19 protein-coding genes are annotated in these 19898 nt (G+C 37.0%); 1 reads left to right on the top strand and 18 read right to left on the bottom strand.

From position 1 onward, the window contains the following. The 11 genes from G466_RS24230 to msrA all read right to left on the bottom strand — a co-directional run. A partial coding sequence (locus tag G466_RS24230) for a hypothetical protein (protein WP_205622013.1) occupies positions 1-193 on the bottom strand: 193 nt, incomplete at its 3' end. 211 nt (positions 194-404) lie between these two features. Continuing rightward, the gene (locus tag G466_RS0105900) at positions 405-1094 is read right to left on the bottom strand and encodes a hypothetical protein (protein WP_229797180.1); all 690 of its coding nucleotides are present in this window, start codon (positions 1092-1094) and stop codon (positions 405-407) included. Then, positions 1091-2734, bottom strand: a complete 1644-nt coding sequence (locus G466_RS0105905) for an ArnT family glycosyltransferase (protein ID WP_051315548.1) — start codon at positions 2732-2734, stop codon at positions 1091-1093. Before G466_RS0105905 ends, G466_RS0105900 begins: the two co-directional genes overlap by 4 nt. After that, entirely contained in the window at positions 2715-3353 is a 639-nt protein-coding gene (locus tag G466_RS0105910; RefSeq protein WP_026812832.1) for a lipid-A-disaccharide synthase N-terminal domain-containing protein, read from the bottom strand. The genes G466_RS0105905 and G466_RS0105910 overlap by 20 nt, the downstream gene beginning before the upstream one ends. Next, entirely contained in the window at positions 3354-4067 is a 714-nt protein-coding gene (locus G466_RS0105915) for a glycosyltransferase family 2 protein (RefSeq protein ID WP_026812833.1), read from the bottom strand. A gap of 111 nt (positions 4068-4178) precedes the next feature. Further along, entirely contained in the window at positions 4179-5219 is a 1041-nt protein-coding gene (meaB, locus tag G466_RS0105920) for a methylmalonyl Co-A mutase-associated GTPase MeaB (RefSeq protein WP_034234814.1), read from the bottom strand. A 1-nt stretch (position 5220) separates the two neighbouring features. Further along, positions 5221-5781, bottom strand: a complete 561-nt coding sequence (locus G466_RS0105925; protein ID WP_026812835.1) for a DUF2911 domain-containing protein — start codon at positions 5779-5781, stop codon at positions 5221-5223. Positions 5782-5810: 29 nt separating this feature from the next. Then, positions 5811-6719 (bottom strand): aldose epimerase family protein, encoded by a 909-nt coding sequence (locus G466_RS0105930; protein WP_026812836.1) that lies wholly within the window; start codon positions 6717-6719, stop codon positions 5811-5813. Positions 6720-6944: 225 nt separating this feature from the next. Continuing rightward, positions 6945-8273, bottom strand: a complete 1329-nt coding sequence (locus tag G466_RS0105935) for a Gfo/Idh/MocA family oxidoreductase (RefSeq protein ID WP_026812837.1) — start codon at positions 8271-8273, stop codon at positions 6945-6947. Then, a complete protein-coding gene (locus G466_RS0105940; RefSeq protein WP_026812838.1) occupies positions 8274-9665 on the bottom strand; it encodes a 3-keto-disaccharide hydrolase in 1392 nt (463 codons plus the stop codon). Positions 9666-9804: 139 nt separating this feature from the next. Continuing rightward, entirely contained in the window at positions 9805-10479 is a 675-nt protein-coding gene (gene msrA, locus G466_RS0105945; protein WP_034234817.1) for a peptide-methionine (S)-S-oxide reductase MsrA, read from the bottom strand. A 382-nt stretch (positions 10480-10861) separates the two neighbouring features. On the opposite strand from msrA, the gene G466_RS0105950 reads away from it, so the two are divergent. After that, a complete protein-coding gene (locus tag G466_RS0105950) occupies positions 10862-11098 on the top strand; it encodes a hypothetical protein (RefSeq protein WP_026812840.1) in 237 nt (78 codons plus the stop codon). Positions 11099-11155: 57 nt separating this feature from the next. Here G466_RS0105950 and G466_RS0105955 read toward each other — a convergent pair whose 3' ends face one another. The 7 genes from G466_RS0105955 to G466_RS0105985 form a co-directional block, all read right to left on the bottom strand. After that, the gene (locus tag G466_RS0105955; RefSeq protein WP_026812841.1) at positions 11156-12385 is read right to left on the bottom strand and encodes a sensor histidine kinase; all 1230 of its coding nucleotides are present in this window, start codon (positions 12383-12385) and stop codon (positions 11156-11158) included. A gap of 314 nt (positions 12386-12699) precedes the next feature. After that, complete coding sequence (secA, locus tag G466_RS0105960) at positions 12700-16059, bottom strand: preprotein translocase subunit SecA (RefSeq protein ID WP_026812842.1); 3360 nt, start codon at positions 16057-16059, stop codon at positions 12700-12702. Between the two features lie 152 nt (positions 16060-16211). Further along, entirely contained in the window at positions 16212-16436 is a 225-nt protein-coding gene (locus tag G466_RS0105965) for a DUF2795 domain-containing protein (RefSeq protein WP_013994285.1), read from the bottom strand. 131 nt (positions 16437-16567) lie between these two features. After that, entirely contained in the window at positions 16568-17146 is a 579-nt protein-coding gene (locus tag G466_RS0105970) for a cob(I)yrinic acid a,c-diamide adenosyltransferase (RefSeq protein WP_026812843.1), read from the bottom strand. Positions 17147-17258: 112 nt separating this feature from the next. Beyond that, positions 17259-17420, bottom strand: coding sequence for a hypothetical protein (locus G466_RS24090; RefSeq protein WP_169720737.1), 162 nt, complete (start codon positions 17418-17420; stop codon positions 17259-17261). 45 nt (positions 17421-17465) lie between these two features. Continuing rightward, a complete protein-coding gene (locus G466_RS0105980) occupies positions 17466-18014 on the bottom strand; it encodes a hypothetical protein (RefSeq protein WP_157373815.1) in 549 nt (182 codons plus the stop codon). 11 nt (positions 18015-18025) lie between these two features. Beyond that, positions 18026-19894 carry an ABC-F family ATP-binding cassette domain-containing protein gene (locus tag G466_RS0105985; protein ID WP_026812845.1) on the bottom strand — a complete coding sequence of 623 codons (1869 nt, stop codon included), beginning with the start codon at positions 19892-19894 and terminating at the stop codon, positions 18026-18028. Positions 19895-19898 lie beyond the last annotated feature (4 nt).

Genomic DNA, 19898 nt, shown 5'->3' on the forward strand with positions numbered 1-19898 from the left:
AGAAGATGCACCTTGGGCCCTTTTTGGCTTCCTTCAGACCAAGGGCCGCTACCAGTTCGTCCCAAGGGATGGCGATATAGATCTTGCCAAGATCGCTTTCGAGAAACCGGGCGTAAAACGCATCGAACTCTTCGGTCTGGGAGGAAAATGTAAAACTGTGCTGGAAATCGTGGATTCTTCGTATCTTGGACATAGACATTAAGATAAAAACCCCGTTTTTTGAGCTAGAGACTCGTTTTCGGGGTTTTATTATATCTAAATATACGAATTAAATACCTGATAAACAAGCAGTTGCGTCAATTCTGAATGCGCCTATATTATTCACTTATAGGCTAGCATAAATGCTTCTATCGCCTATTGATCTAAAAGGGAAACTATTTGGGAATATACTTCCAGAATCAGGTTTAAGAATCAGTTTCCTTCTGTTTCTTTTTAAATATCCAATCGTTTAAGGGACCAAGAAATATCATAAAGAATATTAATCCGAAGGCAAACTCGTACACTTCCCACGTTCTGTCTGCTGTGTTAAGGGCAACTAAAACCGTCGTTATCAAGAAAGCAATAGTGTGGTGCCATTTAACGATGGGGACTGCAAAACTATCGGCTAAATTTTTAAACCAAGTTTGTTTACGATATAGTATTGGGGACACAATTAGGTAGAGGAACATCACCGCGAACAACAATTGACTAAAAATGAGTTTGTTTATTTTCTTTTCTCCCACTACCAAGTTGTGTAAGTTGGTTTCCCCTTGAGCGTTATTCTGTAGGAAAAACTCACTGGATTCTACCTCAAAAATACGTTGACCCCAAGAAATTTCTTCTCCCGCCCCAAAAAGAAAGAGCATCACAAAAACAAAAGTACCTATTTTCCAAAGGGCCTTTTTATAATTCCATAACGTGATTAGGTGGTATAGGGATAGGACAGATATTCCAAAAAGCATTACAGCAGTAGCCCATTCCACCGTTCCGTCTTCTTGGGCAAACTTAGTATTGAAATAAGTTTCATCTGTTAGGCCTAAATAAAGTCCAAATAAAACGATTAGGAGTAATATAACGTAAGCTAATTTCTCAAATTTTGTCAAATGGTTCATCATTGTTTTTTAACTATATATAAATTGTTTGCCAATCTGCCTTTATGTGCTTTGCTACCCGGATTTGCATACGGATTTAAGTCAAAAGTCCCTATTAGTTCATACATATATTCAGGGCCAAATATACGCTTAAATTCATTTTCATCTACCTGTGCAACAAGAACGCCAAAAGTCTCATTGTTAGGTATTTTTATATTATTTTCTGTTTTTAGGTCTGCAAGACTACTTCCAAAGTCCCAGATCATCTCTGGGGATATTTCCCCAAAGCTATATAATGTTGTCCCCTTATCCAACATGCTTGTCCTTAAATTGGATATGGAACTATATTCCTTATTTTTTTCTATCCCTTCAGCCAAAGGAATGGCCAGTAGTTTTATGGTGGCAATTAGACCAATTGATAAGATGAAGCAATGGAATATTTTATTTTTTACCAGATAAATTACAATAAAGACTCCTATAGCTACAAGGGCTAAAGAAGAAGTAATGTAATACATCCAAAGATTATCCAAATTACCCTTTAATATTAAGTAGGCAACTATGGGAAATGCGATGCCAATAAGGCCTACTATTCCAAAATGCAGGTAAACAGGAATTTTTTCTTGTCTACCTAACTTAGTTTTAAAATGAGAGAAGAGATATGAAAAGTATATCCCCACATTCAATGCTAGGGGAATTAAAACGGGAACTAAGTAGCGTGACTTTTTCTCTGGAATGATGGATAGCAAAATCACCGAAATAATAGTCCATAAAAAAGTGAGCTTATAAACCTGTTTGTGCTTTACCCGTTTTATTAAATACGGGTAGAGAAGGCTTATCAATGCAGGGATAGTCCACAACCCACTTTGTACAAAAAAGCTCCAATAGTAATAGAAAGGTCTTACATTATAACTATGCCAGTTGGCGGTCTCTTTTTGCGTGATGGCCAAGAATGCGTCTGGATCTGCCAGCCGGACATAAACAAACCACCATAATCCTACTACAATAGCAATTACAGTCAATAGGAGTGAAGGTAAAATCTTCTTATTTCGTCTAAAATATTTGTATCTGTACACTATTCCATAAGCCAATAGGAATGGTAATAAGAGGCCGTAAAAGGAAATGGGACCCTTACTCATTATCGAAAGCCCTATAAAGAGTCCGGCTATAACGCTATTTCTCCATTGATTAGAAGGGGCAATAAACAATAGATAGAGAAAATAGATTCCCATTAACATAAAACCATGAGTGTAGATATCCCAAGGCGCTTCCATGGTTATCCCAATGATATAAAAAGAGGTTATGAGTACCAATGCGCTGGTCATTGCCACTAATTTATCGTTTAGCAGCCTTAGCGATAAGCTATATGAGGTATAACCTAAAAGAATGGCCATCAACATAGTAGGGAATCGTAGTGCAGCAACGTTATCAATCCCAAATACCCATCCAAATAAAGCGGTGATCCAACTTGGTAATGGGGGCTTTTCATACCTTGGAAGTTCGTTCATAGTTGTCAATAGCCAATTGCCATCAGTGACCATTTCCCTTGCTGTAATAAAATTCCGAGCCTCCATGATACTCACGGGGATAACTTCTAAATGAAAAAGGAAAATTGCCACTCCCGATATGAGCAGGACTGAAACAGGATTATTTTTTATCCAATCCATTCTTTTCATTGTTTAGGATAAATAAATTTCTTAAATACACGATCAGTCCCAAGCTGTGTCCGGCGAAGAGAACCGGATCTTTTCTAAATATGGCATAAGTTAGAATTAACGAAGCTCCAATTACGCTAAGAAGCCAAAATCCAAAAGGAAGGCTAGATGCTTTCTTTTTTTCCGAATACAACCATTGAAACACAAATCTAAAGGTGAAAATTAGTTGTGCTATGACTCCTAAAAGAAGCAACCATAGAGGTATATTTTCGTTTTTAAAGAAGCTGTCTATGTCATATGTATTATTGTTATACCCATAAATAGTTACGATTATAGGAAATATATATAAAAATATTCGAAGAAATTTAGGCAGTTTATGCCACTCGCCCTGCATTTGGATATTCCGGATATATATAAAATAAGTAATGGCTTGTCCTAACATTATGGCGAAATCCTCGCGAAGCCATCCATAAACGAATAATAAAAAAGATGCTAAAAGACTAAGCTGCCAAAAAAGCCTTGGCGTAATAACTTTTTTGTTTTTTTCTGAGATAATCCACTGTACCAGCATCCTGCTGGAAAAAAGTATCTGGGCTAAAAAGCCAATTGCATAAACTATCCAGTCTGCCATTTATCCAATTTTGTCTACCTGGTAGTTGATATATTTTTTCTTCATCCATAAATAGGCGAAACAATCTATAAGTGGTCCTATTAGTCGGTTCCAAAGTCCAAATTTTGCCGTTCCTGCCATTCGTGGGAAATGACGTATAGGTACTTGAATTATGGAGCCCTCTTGAAGAAGAATCATGGCGGGTAAAAATCTGTGCAACCCATTAAACATGGGTATTCTTTTGGCGTAATCGGATTTTATGACCTTTAGGGGGCATCCGGTATCGTCCATACCATCATTGGTAAAGGTGCGTCTAATACCATTCGCAATAAGGGAGGATGCATTCTTTACGAAGGAATCTTTTCTGTTCTCCCTTACTCCAGTTACCAGGTCATAAGTGCCTATATGTTCCAATAGCAGGTTAAAATCTTCAGGGGAGGTTTGTAGATCAGAATCTATATAACCTAACAAGGGAGTATCCACATGGTCGAAACCAGCTTTAATAGCTGCACTCAATCCCCTGTTATGGGCAAATTTTAAATATTGAAAATCTTCATTACGGTTGCAGATAGCTTCGATAATTTCCTGACTTCTGTCCTTAGACCCATCGTTTACGAAAAGTATTTTGGCTTTTTTCGTGCAGATCGTTAGGTAGTCGCCTAATTCTTTTTCTACACGTTCTAGATTTTCCTCCTCGTTGTAGACCGGTACGATTATAGTGAATTCATAAGTCATTTTTACTGGGCTATGTTCATCTGAATCTAAAGTTTAATGGCTCAAAGATACTAACTTTGGAAAGCTATATGGTATTAATGACATTCCTTATTTTATATAATTTTATGGTAGCTATTGTTCTTTAGAAAGACGGATAAGCTTTTCTGCGGCAGAAAATGGAGATAACTTGCCCTCGACCACCTCAGATGTCATCTTTTTTAAAAGTGGGGTTATTTTTTCATTTTGATAAAATTCCTGTTTAAGTTGGTCATCTATTGTTTGAAGTAACCAATATTTATTCTGTTCTTTTCTGTTGGAGTTAAAGTATCCATTGAGCTTGGTTTTTTTCACAAAGTTTTTAATCACGTCCCATATCTCTCCAATGCCAGTATTTTCCGTTGCGGAGCAGCTCCTTACTTTTGGAGTCCAGCCATTATGCTTTGGTGGATAAAGGTGTAATGCCCTAGAAAACTCCACTTTTGCCAATTTAGCTTGCTCTACGTTTTTACCATCTGCCTTGTTGATGACAATAAGGTCTGCCATTTCCATAATACCGCGTTTTATACCTTGTAACTCGTCACCAGCACCGGCTAACTTTAACAATAAAAAAAAGTCGGTCATTCCATGAACTGCAGTTTCGCTTTGTCCCACTCCTACGGTTTCAATTAATATGATATCGTACCCAGCCGCCTCGCATAACACAATACTTTCCCTAGTTTTCCTGGCTACTCCTCCTAGAGAACTACCAGCAGGGGAGGGACGTATAAAGGCATTTGAGTCCCGTACCAATTCTTGCATTCGGGTCTTATCTCCCAGAATGCTTCCTTTGCTAATAGTGCTTGACGGGTCTACTGCAAGCACCGCGACCTTTTTTCCTAGTTGGGTTAGGGTGCTTCCAAAAGCTTCTATAAACGTACTTTTTCCAACACCAGGGACACCAGTAATACCTATACGAATGCTATGACCGCTATGGGGCAAAGAATTTTTAATGATCTCTTGGGATTGGTCGCTGTGTTTTGCACTACTGCTTTCTATCACTGTTATAGCCCTAGCTAATGCAGATATGTCGCCTTTTAATATCCCCGCAACTAATTCTGAAGGAGAGGGACTTTTTTTTCTAAAAGATTTAATTTTAGAAATATTACTTATTCTGGAGTCTTTATCTGTATTCAATCTAATGATGTATTGGTAAGCTTACTTTAGTTTTATCCCATAAAAGACTTAAATAGATACTATCACCCTGATCAAATTGAATCGTAAAGCTCTCAATGGGATCCTGGAGCTCCGTAACTGGTGCTGTAACTTGAACTACATCCCATTCTGGATCTCTAGTAGTTTCTTTACCACCGCTTAAAATAGATACTCCCCATTCGGGAATTTCACTATTGAATATAATATCCCAACTAGATTCGTTTGGTATTGTCCAAAGGGAATAGGTGCCTGCAGCCAAATCTTTTCCTTCAATATTTACCTTTGTTGCAGTTGTAAAGGTAGTGGGTTCATTGGCCCCGGTCCTCCAAACAATACCGTAGGGAACCAACTCACCAAAAATAATACGGCCTTTTTTATATGGGCTAGAATAATTAATAATAATATCCATTCCATTTTTATTATAGGTGGCTGTTTTTTCGGGACTGTTCTTTTTGGTCTGTTCTTTTAAATAGGATTTTCCCCCTAGAAAGAAAGCTAGGGCAATTACCGCAATAATTATCAATAGCCATTTTAAGAATTTCATAATAAGCGGATTCTGGATTATTGGTCTAACTAAGTTACGAAACCAAATCTATATTCCGTTTCATTATGATAGGTTTCTCCGGGATATAAAATACTATTTGGGAAATTAGGTTGATTGGGCGCATCTGGAAAATTCTGAGTTTCAAAACAAATTGCCGCAAATTCTGGGGGAGTATATACTACTATTGACGGCTGATTGGTAATCACTTCCATTGATAATCCAGACCTGTCCGAAGATAATTTAGTATGGAAAGGTAGATTTGTATCTATTACAAAAGGGGTGTCCAGTTTGGTCTGACCCATTGTTCTATTTGTTAAGAAGTCATTTTCCGTGCCTTTAACTGATACTAATTTTCCTGTGGGCATTAACTTGGAATCAAGTTCTATAAATTCTGGACAGGGCATTTGTAAGTCACAATGATCCAATTTTTTCTGACCATCTAAATTAAAGTAAGAATGGTTTGTAAGGTTAACAGGGGTTGACTTGTCTGTAGTTGCTTCGTGTATAATATGTAAAGAAGTCGCTATCAATTTATAGGTTAGTCTAACGCTGAGATTGCCTGGATATCCTTCTTCCATATCCATACTAAAATAGGTGAGGGTAACATAGGGGTCTTCTCCGTCGTGGACTTTTTCTATGTTCCATGTTTTTTTTCCGAACCCCTCTTTTCCACCATGTAAATGAACGCCATCCTTAGAGAATAAGGGATAATGGGTTCCATCAATAGTAAAGCTGCTATTAGAAATCCTTCCTGCATAACGCCCAATACATGCGCCAAGGGACTTATTGTCTTGTAAATATTTATCCGGTTCTTCAAAACCGACCACTACATTGGTGGCTTTCCCAAATTTATCCTTAAGGACGAGTTTCTGAATGATTGCCCCGTAATCTAATACCGTAAGGGTAATAAAACTGTTTTTTATAGTAACCTGGTTCAATGTATTTCTTTTTTAGTTAAGTATAAAAATACTCTTTTTTGTAATACAGGAATTTTTCCTCTATACTTTACATAAATGTATCGCATTTTTCAGTTTCTGGAATTAGAGGGGGATAAAGGGTTGCTTTCATAGCTGCTGCGCTGAAATTGGAAATTGATTGAATGAGAAATAAAAAAGGCGAAGTAATTTTTACTTCGCCTAAATGGTTTACAACATGTAAGCTAATTATATTTTAGGTTCCCAACCTTGTTCATATTCCCTAGTCCAGTGGGACATGGCTTCAGCATCATTTTTAATTTTTCCCGTTGCTGTGTCTATATTAATAGTTCTTCCCACATCCTGTGCAATATTACCAAGATGGCAGAGCATCGTAGAGATACTGGCATCGGCAATAGGGGAGTTCTGAATCTTGTCTTCCCTAATCGCATCAAAGAAGTTATGTACATGGTTCACGTCTAATCCTCCCATCCCTTGGGTATTGGTAGTGGCGCTTTCAACACCTTCTTCCACCTTTTTAATCAAACTTCCGTCTAAATTGTACAATTCATAAGCGTTTCTAGAAAGTGTGATTGTTCCCTTACTTCCATATATAGTTGCTCCTCTTCCCGGCTGATCCGGTTTTATTACTCCACGACTATGACCAGTCCAAGTGATAAATTTGTCGGCCCCATATTTAAAGGTTACTTGTTGATTGTCTGCAAATTCCCAGTCATCTTGATAAGTGTATTTTCCACCAAAGGAAGTGACGCTATCTGGCAAATCTACTCCTAGTGCCCATCGGCATACATCTATTTCATGTGTGCCATTGTTATGAAGTTCACCAGTTCCCCAAGTTCTAAACCAATGCCAATTGTAGGGGTGAATATTATCACGAAAGTCTTCCCTAGGTGCCGGTCCTTGCCATAGATCCCAATCCAAAGTTTTGGGAACATCTACCTTATTGCCTATTCCAATAGATCCCCTATTATTGGAATAATAAGCCTCTCCTTTATAAACTTCTCCAATTATACCTTCTTTAATTTCCTTTACGGCCAAAATAGAACTGTGTGCAGACCGTTGCTGATTACCCATCTGTACTTTTTTGCCATACTTTTTTTGTGCGGCTACCAGAAGTTCATTCTCATGAGGATTGTGACTACATGGCTTTTCTACATAAACATGTTTTCCGGCTTGTAATGCCATAATAGCCATAGGGGCGTGCCAATGCTCAGGAGTAGCAATAAATACGGCATCTACTTTTTTGTCGTCCAAGATTTTTCTGAAGTCTTTTTCTACCTTGGGGATATATCCTATATTTTTTTGGCACCATTCATTATGTTCTGCAATTATAACATCATCTACATCGCAATTGTATAAGATTTTGGCATTAGGATCTTGATGTATGGCTATAACATGGGCCTTAGCCCTACTTCTAACTCCTATTACTGCAACGTTTAATCTGTTGTTTGCACCCAAAATATTTCCATAGCCCATTTGAGGTAGAACCAGTCCGCCCAGGGTGACTGCGGCACTTCCTGCTGCCGTTTTTTTAATAAAGTTTCTTCTTGTGTTCATTTACTCCTGATTTTTTATTCGCTTTATTTTAATGTTTTTGAACGATACGTGGTCCCCATGATCTTGGAGAAGAATGTGTCCCTCTTCGCTTTCTCCAAAGTTGGGCCATTTTACATATTTGCTCTCTGCTACCAATTTACGGTATTCAGGGCTTTTACGTTCATATTCCAAAACTTTGGTGCCATTTAGCCAGTGTTCTACATGATTGTTAATGGATTTAATATGGGCAGTATTCCATTCCCCAATTGGATTAATGGGCTTATCTGGATCTGCCTGAATAAGGTCGTACAAAGAGGCGACTGTTCTACTTCCTTCATGGTTGCCTTCATTGGCATCTGGGTGGCGCGCATCATCCAAGATTTGATATTCCAATCCAATGGAGGAACCTGGTCCTTTGTTAATATCTGTATCTACATAATATTTTATACCGCTGTTTGCTCCTTCAGTCAATTTAAAATCTACCTTTAATTCAAAATCACCGAAAAGCTCGGTTGTTACAATATCGCCGCCAGCGGTGGACTCTTCTCCTCCTGATGATAATACCGTAAGTATCCCATCTTTAATTTCCCAGCCACTTTCTGGAAAGTTATCTAATCTGGCGCCACGCCATCCATTGGTGGATTCGCCATCCCATAATAATTCCCAATTATTTTTTGTTTCATCTATAGTAAGCTGATTTTTGGTATTTATTGGGCTCAAAGGTGATTTTTTAGAATAGGTTTCCAGATCTTCTGTAAGAATTTTAATGTTTTTCCAAATAATGGGAGTGCCTTCAGTCTTATCTTTTCCAATGCTGTGGACTTGTAGGGCAATAAAACCACTTGCCGTTTTATCGTCTATTAAATTCGCCGCAGGTACCCCGTTTATCCAAGTCTTAATGGTATCTCCAATTGCCTCTATTCTATAATGATTCCAATCGTTCTGTTTAAATGCTTTTTGTGCTGCAGGATTATTCTCCAAAGTATTTAACCAACCACGCCTTCCCTCATCATAAATGCCTGCGCTCCAAGCTCTTTTAGAAGGGTCAATTTCTACCTGGTACCCATGTACTCTTCCGTTTTGATAGGTAGGGATACTATTGCTCCTGATCTGAATACCCGAATTCATGCTAGAATCTACTTTATATTCTAGTTCTAAAATAAAATCATCATACATCCTATTGGTTGTCAAAAAGGAATTAGGTGTTCCATGGACAGTAGTGCCAACAATAGCTTTATCCTTGACGGTGTAATTGGCCTCACCTCCTTTTTGGGTCCAACCGTTTAAAGTGGTCCCATCAAACAGATCTACCCATGGGGTATTGTCTTTTTTAGATTCGGAACAAGCGGTAAACAATAAAGAAAATAAAAAAATAGTAGTAAGGTAAAAATGGTCTTTAAATTTTGATCTCATTGTAATGGATTGAATTGTGGTGGATTAATTTAAATCTTTAACAATGAAAGATATAAAAAAGAGTTTAATAATCCTTATGCACGTAATATGAAACAGAGTAAAAGACCTTAGTTTTAACTAGGATCCTGCTCAATATTTATTATTTTAACAATTCAGGAAATTTTTGTTGAAAGTTTTTTAATCTAGGAATCGATACATTCTTAATATATGGATTATTGGGATTCTTTTTTTCATAGTCTTGATGATACTCCTCTGCTTTATAAAAAACGGAATAGGGCTTTACTTCTGTTACAATGGGGGATGAATATACCTTTTGGTCTGTTAATTCTGAAATATAATCAGTTATGATTTGTTTCTCTTGGTCGCTTTTGTAAAATGCGATAGATCGATATTGCGCACCTTTATCCGGACCTTGTCTATTTTTTGTGGTAGGATCATGTGAACCGAAGAAAACGGCTACCAAAGTTGTATAGGAGATCACTTTTGGGTCGTAATACACGGCTACTGCCTCTGCATGGGAGGTTCTACCAGAGGCAACGTCTTCGTAGCTTGGATTAAGTTCTTTACCTCCAGCATAACCGGAAATAACCTCTTTTACTCCTTTAACATGTTCAAAAATAGCTTCTACGCACCAAAAACAACCACTCGCAAAATAGGCAGTTTCCAAATTTTGTTGATTCTGGGGTAGGTGAGGGTCTTTGGAAGTTGATTTGTTTTCCGACTTGCTATTGGATAAACACCCCATTGTGGTGAAAACCATAATCAAGAACATGGATAAGCGTATTAATGTGTGAAACCTATAGTTTTCTGTCATAATTGTATTTTTTAAAATATCCAGAGCAGTACATTAGAAAAGACTTACGGATCCATTAATTAGATATACTCTATTGAGTTATAAGATAGTAATTTTAAAGATCACCTATTAACTCCTACTAAAAGAAATAAATACCCCTAAATGTTGGATCTTTCCATAAGAACGTGTTGAGTAACCTTTCATAATTATTGTTTTTTGGAATATTTGTCGATTAACTACCTATAAAAATGATAAGGTGTTTTATACCATTTTAACAGGGAACGGATATACTTTACACTTTATCTTATGTTTTGTTAAACAACGAATTCTTGAGACTTTGGTCGTGTTGAATTTCATGCGAGATACTTATGAGCGTTAAGTTTGTATCACAATATCTCATCATATGAAAGCAATCTTGACCTTAATTTTTATTCTTTTTATCAGTATCTCTACTCATGCTCAAAGTGAAATTGAAGAAGGTGAAATTAATACACTACTTATGAAGGTTGAGATCAATTATAATGCTGAAGTTATAGAGGATAATTCTAATGAGGTTGTACGAGTTTATAAGTTCAAAAATTCTAGGATAAAGAAAGCATTGGCTTTTGCAACCAAAATGAATAATCCCAAATTAGCATAAATAATTCCCATTAATAATAATTTGACGGAATTGTTACAAACAAGAAGGAAGATTATATTATTGAACTACTGTGCTTGGATCTGGAGAAAATTGATGGTTAACCTCGGAGAAGGTTACAACGTAATTGGTTCCTTGTTTAGAATTGTCCCTAGTAATTGTTCCTTGCAGTTGTCTTACTAAATTATGAATTAGCTTAAGTCCTAAGGTTTGAGAATTTACTAGACTTACCTCTTCTGGAAATCCAACACCATTATCTCCAATACATAACTCATAGTCTTGGTTGCCCGTTTCTTTTATTTCAATAGATATTTCACCATGTTCCTCGTCTACGATGCCGTACTTCAGGGCATTGGTTATTACTTCATTGATTAGAAGCCCCAAAGGTATGGCTGTGTCAATTCCTAGTTTTACTTCCGGGATATTAACGTTTAGAGTGATATTATTTTCTGATCCTTTAAAAGATTTTATTAAATAATCTCCCAACTCACAAACATAGGATTTGTATTCAATCCTAGAGAGGTCTTTTCTCATGTATAGCATCTCATGGACCATAGCCATGGAAATTACTCTGTTTTGGCTGCTTTTAATGATGTCTTTAATTTTCTTGTCTCCGGTGCTTCTAGATTGAAGACTTAGGAGGCTAGATACTGTTTGAAGATTATTTTTAACCCTATGATGAATCTCTTTAAGTAGCGTGTCTTTTTCCTCAATGCTAATTTCATTCTCTTTCTTGATTTTATGTAGGTCGCTATGTGCTTTAAGCAGGTTTTTACCCACAACACTTCCCAACAGATAAACAGAGAACAGTATGCTGAAGAGGCTGAAGAGGTTTCTACTTGCAACTGGGATTACGTTTTCGGTAAAGTTAAATTGAGCTACACTTTGGGAATAGATTAATACAATAATCAAAATATTTAGGTTTAAATAAACCCTGCCGTAAGTCTGAGTACTAATATAACCAGTAAAAACGATAATTGCCAAAACAAAAATGAATGGACTATTTATCCCACCACTAAATAAGGTAATCGTTATAGAAGTAGCCAAGCCCATTATGGAGCTTATATTGTAGGTGAGATTAAGAGACCTATGTTTAAAATAAAAATAGGTGTTCACCAAGTTTAATATTCCAAACGCTATAAAAAGATAGGGGATTACTTGGGTGATCTTCAGTACCGTAAAACAAAGGATTCCGAATAAAATAGTAAGTAGGGATGAAATATAATTCACCCGTACAGTCAATTGTACCTTATCCTTTAATCGGTATATTTCCTCTAAGGGCTGGAACATTTATGGTTGGTTAATGGTTGTAATGTGGTTAAATATACACCTTTGGATTAAAGTACCTGTAGCTTATATCCAATTAAACAAACTAATGAGTTCAGTCGATTTCTTAAAGGAAAATCTGATAGTCAATAAGTTTGAATTTTCATTTACTTCCATAACATTGTAAGGTTTCATAAATGTGGGGCTAAAAACTAGATCTCCCTCTGCTTATTTTAAAGTAAAATGAAACCTTGTTACTTATAAATCTATAAAAAAAAGCGCGACAATTCAAAAATTGTCGCGCTTATGTTCTTAAAGCAGTTATTTTTCCTTTGGGTCTACTCTTCAATTAATACCCATTCTCCTTTTATTAATAAAGGTTCGGCCTGCTTGTATTTTACTGTCTTACTTTCTCCGGACATCACATTCTTTATTGTGACTTTTTCATTTCTACCAATCTTAGCCTTTTCGCGTACTATGGTTTCCGTTACTTGAGGTCTACCAGACTGGTTCTGTCCCACAGTCCTGCTTTGAGCTGCCATTTCATCGCTATTTGGAATTTCTTCCTTAGAAGTCTTTAGGTTTTCCTTAGGTTTCCTTACATTCCTAGCTTCTTGAATTTCATTGCTTTGGTTAGGCAACTCTCCCTTGAACAAAAAGGAGACTATTTCTTTGTTCACCTTTTCTATCATTAGTTTAAAGAGTTCAAATGCTTCAAATTTATAGATAAGCAAAGGGTCTTTTTGTTCGTGCACCGCCAATTGGACAGATTGTTTTAACTCGTCCATTTTTCTAAGGTGAGTTTTCCAAGAATCATCAATGATGGCCAAGGAAATATTCTTCTCAAAATCGGTTATCAACTGCTTTCCGTTGGAATCATAAGCCTCTTGGAGGTTCGTAACCACATTTAGGGATTTTATGCCATCTGTAAAGGGCACAACAATTCTTTCAAACTTATTGGCATTATCCTCATAAACATTTTTGATGACAGGAAATGCAATGGCAGCATTGCGCTCCATTTTATTTTGATAATGCTCATAAGTAGCCTTGTAAATAAGATTTGCTATTTCCTGAACACCCATCTTTGCAAACTCTTCCTCACTAATGGGAGAGGTTATAGAGAAATACTTTATAAGTTCAAATTCAAAGTTTTTGTAGTCATTGGCTCCCTTGTTAGAGTCTACGATTACCTCACAGGTGTCATAGATCATGTTGGCTATATCTACCTTTAAACGTTCTCCCTGTAGGGCGTGCCGCCTTCTTTTGTAGATTACCTCCCTTTGGGCGTTCATTACATCATCATACTCCAACAGTCTTTTACGGATGCCAAAGTTGTTTTCCTCTACTTTCTTTTGTGCGCGCTCAATGGATTTGGTCATCATGGAATGCTGGATTACTTCGCCTTCTTCCAATCCCATTTTATCCATCATTTTAGCTACTCTATCCGAGCCGAATAATCGCATTAGGTTATCTTCTAAGGAAACGTAGAACTGAGAGCTTCCTGGATCTCCTTGTCTTCCAGATCGACCTCTTAACTGCCTGTCTACCCTACGAGAATCATGGCGTTCTGTACCTATAATGGCCAAACCTCCTGCTTTTTTAACTTCGGCACTTAACTTAATATCCGTACCTCGACCTGCCATGTTGGTCGCTATGGTAACTACTCCTGCATTTCCTGCTTCGGCTACAATATCTGCCTCTTTTTTGTGCAGTTTAGCGTTAAGGACATTGTGGGGAACCTTTCTAATAGTCAACATACGCGAAAGTAATTCCGAGATTTCTACTGACGTGGTTCCGATCAATACAGGTCGCCCAGATTTTGATATTTTCGTAACTTCTTCAATAATACCGTTGTACTTTTCACGTTTGGTCTTATAAATCAAATCCTGTTTGTCATCACGGGCAATTGGTCTATTCGTTGGAATTTCCATTACGTCCAACTTGTAGATTTCCCAGAACTCACCAGCTTCGGTAATAGCTGTTCCGGTCATCCCAGAAAGCTTATTATACATTCTAAAGTAGTTCTGTAAGGTTACGGTTGCAAAGGTCTGGGTCATTGCCTCGATCTTTACATTTTCCTTGGCCTCTATTGCTTGATGGAGTCCATCCGAATACCTACGGCCATCCATGATACGTCCGGTCTGTTCATCTACTATCATCACCTTATTGTCCATCACCACATACTCCACGTCTTTTTCAAATAGGGTATATGCTTTTAGCAATTGGTTCATCGTGTGTATCCTTTCGCTCTTAATGGCAAAATCCTTGAACAATTCTTCTTTTAGTTCCGCTTCTTTATTGATCTCAAGATCTTGATTTTCTATTTTGGCAATTTCGTTGCCTATATCTGGCATTACAAAGAAATCTTTGTCACCATCACCAGAGAGATATTCTACTCCTTTTTCAGTAAGTTCTATCTGATTGTTCTTTTCATCTATTACAAACCAAAGCTCTTCATCTACTTGTGGCATTTCTCTGTTGTTGTCCTGCATATAATAATTCTCTGTCTTTTGCAGTAACTGTTTAACACCCTCCTCACTTAGAAATTTAATTAAAGCCTTGGTTTTAGGTAACCCTCTAAATACGCGTAATAATAGGAATCCTCCTTCTTTGGTATTCCCCTCGTGAATTAATTTCTTGGCCTCGGCCAATACTCCGGTCAAATAGGCCTTTTGTTTGTTAACAATATCCCCCACTTTTGGTTTAAGTTCATTAAATTCATGACGGTCTCCTTCTGGTACAGGGCCTGAAATAATTAAGGGGGTACGCGCATCATCTACAAGAACGGAATCCACCTCATCTACAATGGCAAAGTTATGTGGTCTTTGAACCAAATCTGATGGGGTATGAGCCATGTTATCTCTTAGATAGTCAAATCCAAATTCATTATTGGTTCCGTAAGTGATATCGGCATTATAAGCGGCTCTTCGTCCATCTGAATTAGGCTGATATTTATCTATGCATTCTACGGAAAGTCCGTGGAATTCAAATATAGGAGCCATCCAGGCGCTATCCCTTTTTGCCAAGTAATCGTTAACGGTAACCAAATGGGCACCATTTCCAGTAAGGGCATTTAGGTAAAGGGGTAGGGTGGCTACTAAAGTTTTACCTTCACCAGTATGCATTTCTGCAATTTTGCCTTGGTGTAAGGCAATCCCACCAATTAACTGAACATCGTAGTGGACCATGTCCCAAGTAACCTCTTTTCCAGCAGCATCCCATGAATTTCTCCATATTGCATTTTCCTCACTTAAGGTTACATAATCCTTGATGCCAGATAGTAATCTGTCATTCTCAGAAGCGGTAACAGTTATGGTCTCATTATTGGCAAACCTTTTAGCTGTTTCCTTTACAACGGCAAAAGCTTCAGGAAGTATTTCATTTAATGTAGCCTCTGAGGTAGCATATATTTCGTCTTTCAACCTGTCTATTTCCCCATAAAGATCCTCATTCTTATCGATGTCCGTGGAAGCTTTTACCTCTTCCAAAAGTGAGTTTATATGATCCTGGTTTTCTTTGGATGCTTCCTTGATCTTGTTCTTGAAAAAAATAGTCTTCTCACGAAGCTCATCGTGGGACAGTTTTTCTAGTTCAGCTTCAAAAGACTTTATTTGTTCTACCACAGGCTGCAGGTTCTTTACGTCTTTTTGAGACTTATCGCCTACAAATGCCTTTATAATGGAGTTTAAAAAATTCATAAAATATAATATTATTAATGAAAGGCCCTAAGTCGGGTTTTTCTATACGCGCTTACTTATACGCTAGGTTTAAGTATAACAATAAGCAATTTCAAATTTACGTAAAAAAAAAGCCTCAGATGAGACTTTTTTGTTGTAATTCCGTTAATATTTTAATATTCGTCCTCGTTCCAAAGATAATCTTCTTCCGTAGGATAATCTGGCCAAATTTCTTCAATTGACTCATAGATTTCCCCACCTTCTTCTTCCATAGATTGTAGGTTCTCGACAACCTCCAAGGGGGCACCGGTTCTAATTGAATAATCTATCAATTCATCTTTGGTCGCTGGCCAGGGTGCATCACTTAAGTAGGATGCTAATTCTAAAGTCCAATACATCGCAATAGTATATTATAATTTTTGCAAAAGTAATTTTTAAAGTGTAATACGCAAGTTATTTTACCTGAAATATAACTAATTTATTAACATTATATTACTTTTAATGATTTTTTAGAGAGGTTTGTCGGATTTTATTGGTCTTTTTTATCAGGAATCCATAAAATTTCCTCTGCTTTAAGTTGTTTAGACAAGTTCCGTGCCAATACAAATAAAAAATCTGAAAGTCGGTTAATATATGCCAATATGTTAGGATCTATTGCTGAGGTTTGGTGGAGTTGAGCTACCAATCGCTCGGCCCTACGACAAATAGTTCTTGAGATATGACAATATGACACAGTGGGATGCCCACCGGGAAGTATAAAGTGGGTCATAGGTACCAAACCTTTTTCCATGCGGTCAATCTCTTGTTCTAGAAATTCTAAATCGCTGATGCCTATTTTTGAAATGGTTAAACGATCTTTTCCACTTTTCAATTTTTCCTTTGCAGGATCAATAGCCAATAATGCCCCAAGAGTAAACAGATTTTCTTGAATAGTCTTTAAAACTTTTTTGCTCAAGGAATCTATTTCTTGGTCCTTAATTAGCCCTATCCATGAGTTTAATTCATCTATGGTACCGTAACTTTCTATTCTAATGTGGTATTTTGGAACACGGGTTCCTCCAAAAAGGCCCGTAGTGCCATCATCCCCGGTTTTGGTATATATTTTCATGTTTTATAGTTTTTGACGTGGATGGAATGGTAAGCATACTTAAGGATTTAAGAGCCTTAGATCCATGAATTCCTAATGGATGCTGGTTTCATTGATGGATAACTAGTAGGCTTTAACTCTTCTTCCCTTCTTTTGATCTATTATGGTTTTCTTGCCTGTAGCCCTCCATAAATCTTCTCGATTTTCTATCCTTCTTCTTTTTTCTGTTCATGCCTTGGGCCATAAAAAATAATATCGCCAGTACTGCCAGAACGATGTATATTGTGTAGTCCATTATTCAAATTTAGGAATTTCTTCTCGCAAGTATAAATTTAAGGATTTAAACCCTAATTTTAAATTCTTCCTTCGCCTGCTCTTTTCTGAAAAAAAGTAATCCTCCATAAAACATATCCATGCTTACAGTAACTTTTTCTAATTTAATTATACTTTGCCAAAAGTCATTTCTTTCTTTGTTACGGTAGATATCTGGGATATAGATAATACTACCGTTTCTAATCTCTGAATTTTCTAAGACGTATTTATCCAATATTCTTTGGGATACGGATTCCAAACAGATTAATGTAACTGTACTATCGGATATAGAAATATCTTTACGTGATAGTTGTTTTTTAATCTCCTCATTATCGCCTATCAATTGCACATCCTTTATGGCGAAGTGATCTATTGCCTTTAGAAGGATAGCAGTGCTTTTAGACGTCTTGTAATAAGGCGGTTGATAAAGACTTTTGGTTACGAAACTATATACAAACGGGGAGTGTACCCCGTGCTGATTGGTAGCTGTTAAGCGAAATTTTATATGTGAAATTAATTTATAACGCATTGCAATATTCATCACTTTAAACCTAGGTTTAAATATAAATGGAATCACTTACCTTAATTTTACATTGAAAGTTCAAACCAGCGTTCTGATTTCTTTTCTATATCGTTTTCTATTTCACCTAACTGAATAGAGAGTTCGGTTATTTTATCTCCAGAAAGTGTGGTGTCTGTAAATTTATGTTGGATTTCTACCTTCTTTTCTTCTAATTTTTTAATGTCCTTTTCCAGTTGTTTAAATTCCTTCTGTTCCAGAAAGCTCAATTTTTTCTCTTTGTCAGGTTCAGTCCGGATGGGCTTGGAGTTTTTTACTACACTTTCTTTCTGTTTTGCAGCTCTGATGTCCTGCTCAATACTGTCTTCATACGTTCTGTAATCCGAATAGTTGCCAGGGAAATCTTCCACCTCTGCATTACCTTTGAACACAAATAAATGGTCTACGATTTTATCCATAAAATAACGGTCGTGTGAAACCACTAAAAGACAGCCTGGGAAATCCAATAGAAAGCTTTCCAAGACATTTAAGGTGACTATATCCAAATCGTTGGTAGGTTCGTCTAAGATCAGGAAATTTGGATTTTGGATAAGAACGGTACATAAATAGAGTCGTTTTCGCTCTCCACCACTTAATTTTTCTACAAAATCGTATTGTTTTTTTCGATCAAACAAAAAACGCTCAAGCAATTGCTGTGCAGATATTTGCCTACCTTTTAATAGAGGGATATAATCCCCAAATTCCCTAATTACCTCAATTACTTTTTGTCCTTCTTTTATATTGATACCACCCTGGGTGTAATATCCAAATTTGATGGTTTCTCCTATTATTACCTTACCACTGTCCGGGGTGTCTCTTCCTGTCAGGATATTTAGAAATGTAGATTTACCTGTTCCATTCTTACCTATGATTCCTATTCGTTCCCCCTTTATAAAGTTGTATTCAAATTTATCCAAGATGGGTTTTCCTGGATATGATTTTGAGATTTTTTTGAGCTCTACAACCTTACTCCCCATACGTTCCATATTGATCTCCAATTGGATCTCATGCTCATTTCTACGCTTATTGGCTCTTTCCTTTATGTCCTGAAAATCATCTATCCTGGATTTAGATTTGGTGGTACGGGCCTTTGGTTGTTTGCGCATCCAATCTAACTCCTTTTTGTAAAGAAGTTTGGATTTGTGTTGTTCTACCGCTTCCTGTTCTATCCTGGCTTCTTTTTTTTCTAGATAATAGGAATAATTTCCCTTATAATTATACAATTGTCCATTGTCTAATTCTATAATCTCATTACATACCCGCTCTAGGAAATACCTATCGTGAGTCACCATAAATAAGGTTAAACTTTCTTTGGCGAAATACTGTTCCAGCCATTCGATCATTTCTAAGTCCAAGTGGTTGGTGGGCTCATCCAAGATAAGGAGGTCGGGCCTGTTTATCAATGCATTGGCCAATGCTATTCGCTTCTTCTGTCCCCCAGATAATAAGTTGACTTTAACTGATAAATCGTCTAATTTTAACTTAGATAAGATTTGTTTGTATTGGGTTTCAAAATCCCATGCGTCATATCGCTCCATGGCCTCGAAAGCCTTTTGGTACGCATCTGCATCCTCTGGGTCTGCCAAGGCATGCTCATAATTCTGTATAACCCTTAACACTTCGTTGTCTGAAGCAAAAATAGTTTCTTCAATAGTTAAGTCGGGGTCTAAGCTAGGCTCTTGCTCCAAAAACGAGATCCTAATTCCTTTACGGATGTTAACCTGGCCGGTATCAGAAGAATCCCTGCCCGCTATAATATTTAATATGGAGGTCTTGCCACTACCGTTTTTGGCGATGAAGGCAATTTTTTGGCCCTTGTTGATGCCAAAAGAAATTTCAGAAAAAAGGGTCAACTCGCCAAAAGATTTGGAAAGGTTTTCTACAGTGAGAAGATTCATTTAT

It is taken from the genome of Arenibacter certesii DSM 19833 (assembly GCF_000429545.1).
Lineage (GTDB): Bacteria > Bacteroidota > Bacteroidia > Flavobacteriales > Flavobacteriaceae > Arenibacter > Arenibacter certesii.